This is a genomic window from Streptomyces sp. SID11385 (assembly GCF_010548245.1).
In the GTDB taxonomy this organism is placed as follows: domain Bacteria; phylum Actinomycetota; class Actinomycetes; order Streptomycetales; family Streptomycetaceae; genus Streptomyces.
In genome coordinates this window covers 1-7876 of sequence record NZ_JAAGLR010000361.1, presented here as the reverse complement: position 1 = coordinate 7876, position 7876 = coordinate 1, and the positions used below count along the sequence as shown (strand labels likewise).

Genomic DNA, 7876 nt, shown 5'->3' with positions numbered 1-7876 from the left:
GCACACGTCCGCGCCACCGAGGCCGCCGCCCGTGCCGCCGCGTCCACGCACGACGCCGCCCGGTCCCGTACCACCACGCTCGGCACCCTCTCCACCACGCTCGCGGCGCGCGTCGGGGAACTCGGCCCGCTGCGCGCCCGGCACGCGCTCGTGAGCGGGCTCGCCGACCTCGCGGCGGGCAGCGCGAAGCGCAACGAGCGGAAGATGCGCCTGGAGTCGTACGTGCTCGCCGCGCGCCTGGAGCAGATCGCGGCGGCGGCGACGGCCCGCCTCGCCCGCATGTCGCAGGGCCGCTACACGCTCGTCCACTCCGACGACCGCGCGGCGCGCGGCAAGCTCTCCGGGCTCGGCCTGCACGTGGTCGACGCCTGGACCGGGCGCGAACGCGACACGGCGAGCCTGTCGGGCGGCGAGACGTTCTACGTCTCGCTCGCCCTCGCGCTCGGCCTCGCCGACGTCGTCACCGACGAGGCGGGCGGGGTGCGGCTCGACACGCTCTTCATCGACGAGGGCTTCGGGAGTCTCGACGAGCAGACCCTCGACGAGGTCATGGACGTCCTCGACGGGCTGCGCGAGCGCGAGCGCTGCGTCGGCATCGTGAGCCACGTCGGCGAACTGCGCCGCCGGGTGCCCGCGCAACTGGAGGTCGTCAAGGGGCGGGCGGGCTCGACGGTACGGGAGCGCGGCTTCTGAGCCGCCGGGCGCTCGGCCCTCCCGGGTGCGCGGTCTCCCGGAGCGGCGGTCTTCCCGGGTGCTCAGTCTTCACGGGCGCTCAGTCGTCCGGGGTGCGCAGCGCCCGGCTGGGCAGCGGCGAGGAGTACACCACGTTCGTCGTCACGGCGCCGAGCGTCCCGATACGGCCCACCTGCGTCTCCAGGTCCCGCATCGAGCGCGCGGCGACCTTCAGCAGGAAGCAGTCCTCGCCCGTCACGTGGTGCGCTTCGAGCACCTGCGGCATGACGGCCATGAGGTCGTGGAACGGCTTGTAGTTCGTCGTGGGGTAGCGCAGCCGGACGAAGGCGAGCACCGTGAGCCCGAGCCGCCCCGGGTCCAGGACGGCCGTGTACCCGCGCACGAATCCCGCCTCCTCCAGGCGCCGCACCCGCTCCGTCACCGCGCTCGGCGACATCGCCACCTCGCGCGCCAGCTCGGCGAACGAGGCACGCCCGTCCCGCTGGAGCGCGTCGAGCAGTCGCCAGTCGGTGGCGTCGGGCGAGCCCGTGGAATGCGGTGTCATGCTGCCGGTATACCAGGGTTTCCCCGGCGCGGGCCGGTGAAGGCCGGGTTTTCCGCCTGTGCCGGGCCGCCCCGGCTCCGTACCGTTGACCCCATGCACACCACCACAGCGCTCGGCCGCTTCGCCGAACCCGCCGCGAGCGCCGCCCACTTCCGCGCTCTGCTCGCGCACGCCGCCGATGTCTCCGACGTGGCCGCCGCGCTCGGGCGGGAGGGCGAGCCCGGCTTCGTGCTCGTCGACACCCGCTCCGAGGAGGCCTGGACCCAGGGGCGTCTCCCGGGCGCCAGGCACCTGCCCACCGCCGTCCTCGCGACCGGCGCCCACGGACTCGACCCCGAGGTCCCCGTCGTCGTCCACTGCTGGGGACCGGGCTGCGACGGCGCGCGGCGCGCGGCCCTCGTCCTGGCCGAACAGGGCTTCCGGGTGAAGGAGTTGATGGGCGGCTTCGAGTACTGGGTGCGGGAGGGGTTCCCGTACGAGACCGGCACCGCGCCCGCCGTGACGCGCCGCGAGCCGGCGGACCGCCTGACGGCCCCGCTCGCGGGGGACGACTGCGGCTGCTGAGAGCGCGGGGGAGGGGGCGGGGAGAGCCAGGGGCCGAGCGCCCCCCGCCCGCGCGGAGGGGGCCCGCACCCGGCCGGTCCGGACCGCGCGGAGGGGCGGGAACCCGGCCGGTCCCCGCCCCTCCCCGTACCGCGTCAGCCGCTCAGAGCCGCGACAGCTCCTCCACCAGGTCATCGAGACCCAGCGAGCCCTGCGAGAGCGCGGCCATGTGCCACTTCTTCGCGTCGAAGGAAGCGCCGTGCGCCTTCTGCGCGTTGGCGCGGCCCGTCAGCCAGGCGCGCTCGCCCAGCTTGTAGCCGATGGCCTGGCCCGGCATCGAGAGGTAGCGGATCATCTCGCTCGCGACGAACGCCGCGGGACGGCTGCTGTGCGCGGCGAAGAACTCGTGCGCGAGCGCCGGGGTCCAGCGCTCGCCCGGGTGGAAGGGAGAGTCGGCCGGGATCTCCAGCTCCAGGTGCATGCCGATGTCGATGATGACGCGGACCGCGCGCATCATCTGCGCGTCGAGGTAGCCCAGGCGCTGCTCGGGCGTGTCGAGGTAGCCCAGCTCGTCCATGAGGCGCTCGGCGTACAGCGCCCAGCCCTCGACGTTCGCCGAGACCATGCCGATCCCGGCCTGGTAGCGCGAGAGGCTGTCGGCGACGTGCGTCCACTGCGCGAGCTGGAGGTGGTGGCCCGGGACGCCCTCGTGGTACCAGGTCGACGTCAGGTCGTAGACGGGGAAGCTCGTCTCGCCCATCGTGGGCAGCCACGTGCGCCCCGGCCGCGAGAAGTCCTCGGAGGGCTCCGTGTAGTACGGGGCCGCCGCGCTCCCGGCGGGAGCGATGCACGCCTCGACCTTGCGGACCCGGTCGGCCAGCTCGAAGTGCGTGCCGTCCAGCTGCTCGATCGCCTCGTCCATGAGGCCCTGGAGCCACTGGCGGGTCTCCTCGACGCCCTCGATGCGGGTGCCGTGCTCGTCGAGGTGCGCGAGCGCCACCCACGGCGTCTCCGCCCCCGGCAGCACCTTCTCGGCCTCGGTGCGCATCTCGGCGAGCAGCCGGTGGAACTCGGACCAGCCGTACGCGTACGCCTCGTCGAGGTCCAGGTCGGCGCCGTTGAAGTTCCGCGCCCAGCGCGCGTAGCGCTCGCGGCCCACGACGGCCGGGGCGTCGGCGATCTCGGGCGCGTACTCGTCGCGCACCCAGTCCCGCAGCGCGACGACGGCGGCCGTGGCGCCGCGCGCGGCCTCCTCCAGCTCGGCGCGCAGCGCCTCGGGGCCCGCGGCGACGAAGTCGTCGAACCAGCCGCGGCCCTCACCCGCCCACTCGGTGAGCTGCTCGACGAAGGTCGCGGTCGGCTCGGGCTGCGCGGGCAGGTCGCGCTCCAGACCGAGCGCGAGCGACTCCTGGTAGCCCTCCAGCGCCGCGGGGACGGCGCGCAGGCGCGCGGCGATCGCGCGCCAGTCCTCCTCGGTCGCGGTCGGCATCAGCGTGAAGATGTCCCGCACGGGGTGGGCGGGGGTGTTCATGTTGCCGACGGTGCGCAGGTGCTCGCCCGCCTCGTGGACGGCGAGTTCGGCGGTGAGGCGCTCGCGGAGCAGGCGGGCACAGCGCCGCTCGATGTCGCTGTCGGCGCCCGGCGCCCGCTCGGCCTCGGCGAGCCGGTCCAGGGTGGTACGGGCGAGCGCGGCGAACGCCTCGGCCCCGGTGGGGGAGAAGTCGGGCAGCCGCGTGGCGCTCTCGGCGACACCGAGGTACGTACCGGTGATCGGGTCGAGTGCGACGAGGTCGTCGACGTAGGCGTCGGCGACCTCGCGGGGGAGCGGGGTCTTCGTCTCTGGCATGCGCTCATCTTGGTACCTGACGACGGGCGGTGTCATCCGGCCGGCAGCCTCGGGGCGTCCGCTTTCCGGACGGATTGCCGAAAGGTACGGGGCGAAAGCGGTCGTTCTCGCACGCAAACGGGCCCGGGACCACAGCGCCCCGGGCCCGATTCGTACGCGCGCGGCTCAGGCGTTCCCGCGCCGCTCGCCCACCGTGCCCCGGGCCCCTTCGTGCCGCGCCGCGTCCGGCACGTACCCGGCGAGGCGCGCCGTGACCACGAGCGTGCCCTCCTCGATCTGGTAGTCCAGCGGCAGCCCGAGGCCGCGCATCGCGGCGACCATGCCGGTGTTGGAGGCCCGCGTCACCGCGTACACGCTGTCCGCCTCCGCTTCGGCGGCCATCGCGACGAGCCGTTCCAGGAGCCGCGAGCCGACGCCCCTGCGCTGCCAGGCGTCCTCCACGAGCAGCGCGACCTCCGTCTCCTCGCCGTCCCACAACAGGTGCCCGAGCGCGACGAGCTGCCCGGAGGCGGTCCGGGCCGCGAGGGTGCGGCCGTGCCGGGGGCTGAGCAGGTGGGCGAGGTAGCGGTCCGCGTCGCGCACCGGGCCGTGGTAGCGGCGGGCGAGCGTCGCGGGGGAGCAGCGGGCGTGGAGTTCCTTCGCCTCCTCCAGGTCGCCCTGCCCGGCCCGTTCGACCGTGACGGCCTCGCCGCGCGGCAGGGTGTACACCTCGGCGCCGCCGGGGAGCCGGGGGCCGAGCCGCGCGTCGAGGGCGAGGAGCGCGCGGGCGCGCGCGAACTCGGTCGGGGTGAAGGGCAGGTAGGCCCGTTCGGCGGTGACGACGTCTCCCTCGGGGGTGTGCAGGCGCAGGACGGTACCGGGACCGCCCTCGCCGTCGTGGATGCCCTCCGCGCCCTCCGCGGCCTTCCCGGCGGGCAGCGAGCGGATCGCGCAGCGGCCGAGCAGCTCGCGCAGCGCGAGGGGGAGTTCGGCCGGGTCGAGCGCGGTGCGCGTGGCGAGGTGGAGGATGCGCGCGGGCGGGTCCACGAGGTCGTGGGCGTCGGCCCGCTCGATCCACGTACCGCTGCCGCCCGCGGCGGCGACCGCGCGGCTCAGCGCGCCCGCCTCCAGGCTCGCGGGGGCGCGCAGCGAGAACTCGTCGACGGTGCCCTCGGCGAGCGGGTGGGTCTGGAGGCTGAGGATGTCGACGCGGTGCCGCGCGAGCGCCCCGCACAGCGCGGCGAGCGAGCCCGGCTCGTCGCGCACGGTGGTGCGCATCCGCCACAGGACGGTCGCGCCGCCGTGCTCCCCGGTCACCGGCTCCGCGCCGGTACCGGTATCGAGCGGGGGAGGGGCGTGTCCGTGGCGGCGTGACCACCACACGTGGAAACCGGCCGTCGCGGCGAGCAGCACCGCCGAGGTGATCAGCAGCTCGGGGCCCCCGGGCCCGTGCGCGACGGTGTTGGCGACCGCGTCCGCGACGGCGACGGCGGTGAAGAGCGCGGCCAGCTCGACGAGTTCGCGGCGCCAGTGGCGCGGGCGCGGGGCCGCCTTGTGCACAGAGGTCTCAGCATTCATGCACTCAGCTTTGGGCACGGGTGTTGCGCGACAACGAACGCTTTGTGACTGATCGGTTAAGTATCGTTCCGATCCGGAACGCGCGGATCTGGTCCGTCATGTCCATGAATGAAGCGAAAGGCATCTCGTGGCTCTCTTCGTGATCGAGCGCGGCAGTACGCTCCCGGCCGCCCGCGCCTGGGACCTGCTCACCGACTGGCGCCGGCACGGCCGCGTCGCCCCGCTCACGGCGGTACGGGTACGGAGCGGGCCGCCCGGCGGCGGGCTCGGCACGGTCTTCGTCGCCCGCACCCGTATCGGCCGCCTCGGCTTCGACGACCCCATGGAGGTCACCGCGTGGCGGCCTCCGCGGGGGGACGCCCCCGGCACGTGCCGTCTCGACAAGCGCGGCCGGGTCTTCACGGGCTGGGCCCTCGTCGAGGTCCTGCCCCTCGCGACGGGCTGCCGCGTCCGCTGGACGGAGGACATCAGCCTGCGCGGCCTCCCCCGCGCGGCCGACCCCCTGACCCGGCGCGCCGCCGCGGCGGTCTTCGGGCGGGCGGTGGACCGGCTGCTGGTGGACGAGGCGTGAGCGCGCGGCACGTGCGTTTCGCGCGCCCACCGCCCGCCCCGGCGCTCGCCGGGCAGGTGCGGGAAGCACACCGGGGGCGTGCGGGACGGCGCCCGCAGTGGTGACAACAGGCACTGCCTGACCGGGGTCGCGGCGTGCCACTCTCGATCGCGCCGCCGCTTCCGGTGGCCCCGCACCGCACCGAGGGAGGCCGCGTGAACCCCGAGTACGCCGCGTACGCCGCCGCGCATCCTCTCTTCTACGACACGACGCACCACGCGCGGGCCGGTCTCCCGGCGCAGCGGGGCGCCGAGGACTACGCCGACGCGCTCGGCACCGTACCGCCCGGCTGGGAGGAGGCGCGGCGCGGCGACTGGCGCTCGCTGGCCCCCGCCGGCGCGCACGTGCCGCCGCAGGGCTGGAAGATCCACGTCTCGGCGAGCCTGGACGCGGCACCCCGCGTCCTCGCGCGCACGGCCCGGCTCTGCTTCGCCCGCCGCGTCCCGTTCAAGTTCGTGCCCACGCCCACGCTGCTGCTCCTGCGCAACGGGAAGTACGCGGACCGCGCGGGCAGCGGCAAGTTCCTGACCCTCTACCCGCCGGCACCCGAGGACTTCGAGCCCCTGTGCCGGGACCTCGCCGCCGCGCTCGACGGCGAGCCCGGGCCGTACATCCTGAGCGACCTGAGAATCGGCGCGGGTCCCGTGCACGTGCGCTACGGGGCCTTCGCCCCGCGCTTCTGCCCCGGACCCGACGGGCTCCCCGTGCCCGCCGTCGCCGACCCCGCAGGCACCCTCGTCCCCGATCCGCGCGGCCCCGTCTTCACCGTGCCCGCCTGGGTCACCCCGCCCCCCTTCCTCGCCCCGCACCTCGCGGCGCGAGCCGCCGCGGGCGCCGACGGCATCCCGTACACCATCGAGGGCGCCCTGCACTTCTCCAACGGCGGTGGCGTCTACCGCGCCGAGGACCCGCGCACAGGGCGGCGCCTCGTCCTCAAGGAAGCGCGCCCCCACGCCGGGCTCGCCGCCGACGGCACCGACGCCGTGAGACGCCTGGCGCACGAGGAGGACATGCTGCGCGCGCTGGCCGGGCTCGACTGCGTGCCCGCCGTGCACGAGCACCTGACCGTGGGCGAACACCGTTTCCTCGTCATGGACTTCGTGCCCGGCACGACGCTCAACACGCTCTTCGCCCGCCGCTTCCCGCTCTCGCGCTCCGCACCCGGCGAGGCGGCGCTCGCCGCACACGCCGCCTGGGCCGACCGGATGCACCGGCTCGTCACCGACGCCGTCGCCGCCGTCCACGCGCGCGGAGTGGTCATGGGCGATCTGCACATGAGCAATGTCATGGTGAGCGAGGACGAACAGCACGTCGTGCTCCTCGACTTCGAGGCCGCCTCCCGCATGGCGGACGCGGTGCGGCCCACCGTCGCCAACCCCGCCTTCGCCGCCCCGCGGGACCGCACCGGACAGGCCGTGGACACCTACGCCCTCGCCTGCCTGCGCCTCGCCCTCCACCTCCCCCTCACGACGCTCTTCGGCCTGGACCGCGGCCACGCCACGCGCCTCGCCGACGCGGTCGCCGAGACCTTCCCCGTCCCCCGCGCCTCGCTCGACGTGGCCGTACGCGAGATCGAGGGACCGCCGGACCACGGCGACCGGACGCCCGCGCCGGACGCGGTGTCCCTCACCTCCTGGCCGCGCGCCCGCGACCTCCTCGTCCGCGCCCTGCTCGCCTCCCGCACCCCCGAGCGCGCCGACCGCTGCTTCCCCGGCGACATCGCCCAGTTCGCCTCCCCCGCGGGCGGCGCGAGCCTCGGCCACGGCACGGCGGGCGTGCTGCACGCCCTCGACGCGGCGGGCGAACGATGTCCCGAGGCCGAGCAGTGGCTGCTCGCGCGGACGAAGGCACCCGCCTCCGGCACCCCCTGCGGCCTCTACGACGGACTGGCCGGCATCGCCTGGACCCTCGACCGCCTCGGCCACACCCAGGAAGCCCTCGACCTCGCCGCCCTCATCGCCCGGGAACCCCTGCACGCCCTCCCGCCCGCCCTGCACGGCGGACAGGCCGGCATCGCCCTCGTCCTCGGCACCCTCGCCGCACGCGCAGGCAGCGCGGAGGCGGCCCCGCTGCGCGCCGCCGC

Annotated in this window: 7 protein-coding genes; 4 read left to right on the top strand and 3 right to left on the bottom strand. The window is 75.5% G+C overall.

The window, feature by feature from the left end; genetic code table 11:
* Nucleotides 1–693 (top strand): SbcC/MukB-like Walker B domain-containing protein (locus tag G3I42_RS10845; RefSeq protein WP_275405244.1); only part of this gene is annotated, 693 nt, incomplete at its 5' end.
* Nucleotides 694–772: 79 nt separating this feature from the next.
* Here G3I42_RS10845 and G3I42_RS10840 read toward each other — a convergent pair.
* Nucleotides 773–1237 carry an Lrp/AsnC family transcriptional regulator gene (locus G3I42_RS10840; protein ID WP_164284810.1) on the bottom strand — a complete coding sequence of 155 codons (465 nt, stop codon included), beginning with the start codon at nucleotides 1235–1237 and terminating at the stop codon, nucleotides 773–775.
* 93 nt (nucleotides 1238–1330) lie between these two features.
* Here G3I42_RS10840 and G3I42_RS10835 point away from each other — a divergent pair, with 93 nt between their 5' ends.
* Nucleotides 1331–1801, top strand: a complete 471-nt coding sequence (locus tag G3I42_RS10835) for a rhodanese-like domain-containing protein (protein WP_164284807.1) — start codon at nucleotides 1331–1333, stop codon at nucleotides 1799–1801.
* A gap of 142 nt (nucleotides 1802–1943) precedes the next feature.
* Here the strand turns inward: G3I42_RS10835 and G3I42_RS10830 are convergent, their stop codons facing one another.
* Entirely contained in the window at nucleotides 1944–3626 is a 1683-nt protein-coding gene (locus G3I42_RS10830) for a DUF885 domain-containing protein (protein ID WP_164284804.1), read from the bottom strand.
* A gap of 165 nt (nucleotides 3627–3791) precedes the next feature.
* Entirely contained in the window at nucleotides 3792–5183 is a 1392-nt protein-coding gene (locus tag G3I42_RS10825; RefSeq protein ID WP_203606640.1) for a GNAT family N-acetyltransferase, read from the bottom strand.
* 127 nt (nucleotides 5184–5310) lie between these two features.
* Here G3I42_RS10825 and G3I42_RS10820 point away from each other — a divergent pair, with 127 nt between their 5' ends.
* Nucleotides 5311–5754 carry an SRPBCC family protein gene (locus G3I42_RS10820; RefSeq protein WP_164284801.1) on the top strand — a complete coding sequence of 148 codons (444 nt, stop codon included), beginning with the start codon at nucleotides 5311–5313 and terminating at the stop codon, nucleotides 5752–5754.
* Nucleotides 5755–5948: 194 nt separating this feature from the next.
* The coding region (gene lanKC, locus G3I42_RS10815; RefSeq protein ID WP_164284798.1) for a class III lanthionine synthetase LanKC at nucleotides 5949–7876 on the top strand (1928 nt) is incomplete at its 3' end.

Excerpts from the sequence above, each read along its gene's own strand:
- G3I42_RS10825 (WP_203606640.1), bottom strand. The coding sequence starts at position 5,183 with ATGAATGCTGAGACCTCTGTGCACAAGGCGGCCCCGCGCCCGCGCCAC.
- G3I42_RS10830 (WP_164284804.1), bottom strand. The coding sequence starts at position 3,626 with ATGCCAGAGACGAAGACCCCGCTCCCCCGCGAGGTCGCCGACGCCTAC.
- G3I42_RS10835 (WP_164284807.1), top strand. The coding sequence starts at position 1,331 with ATGCACACCACCACAGCGCTCGGCCGCTTCGCCGAACCCGCCGCGAGC.
- G3I42_RS10840 (WP_164284810.1), bottom strand. The coding sequence starts at position 1,237 with ATGACACCGCATTCCACGGGCTCGCCCGACGCCACCGACTGGCGACTG.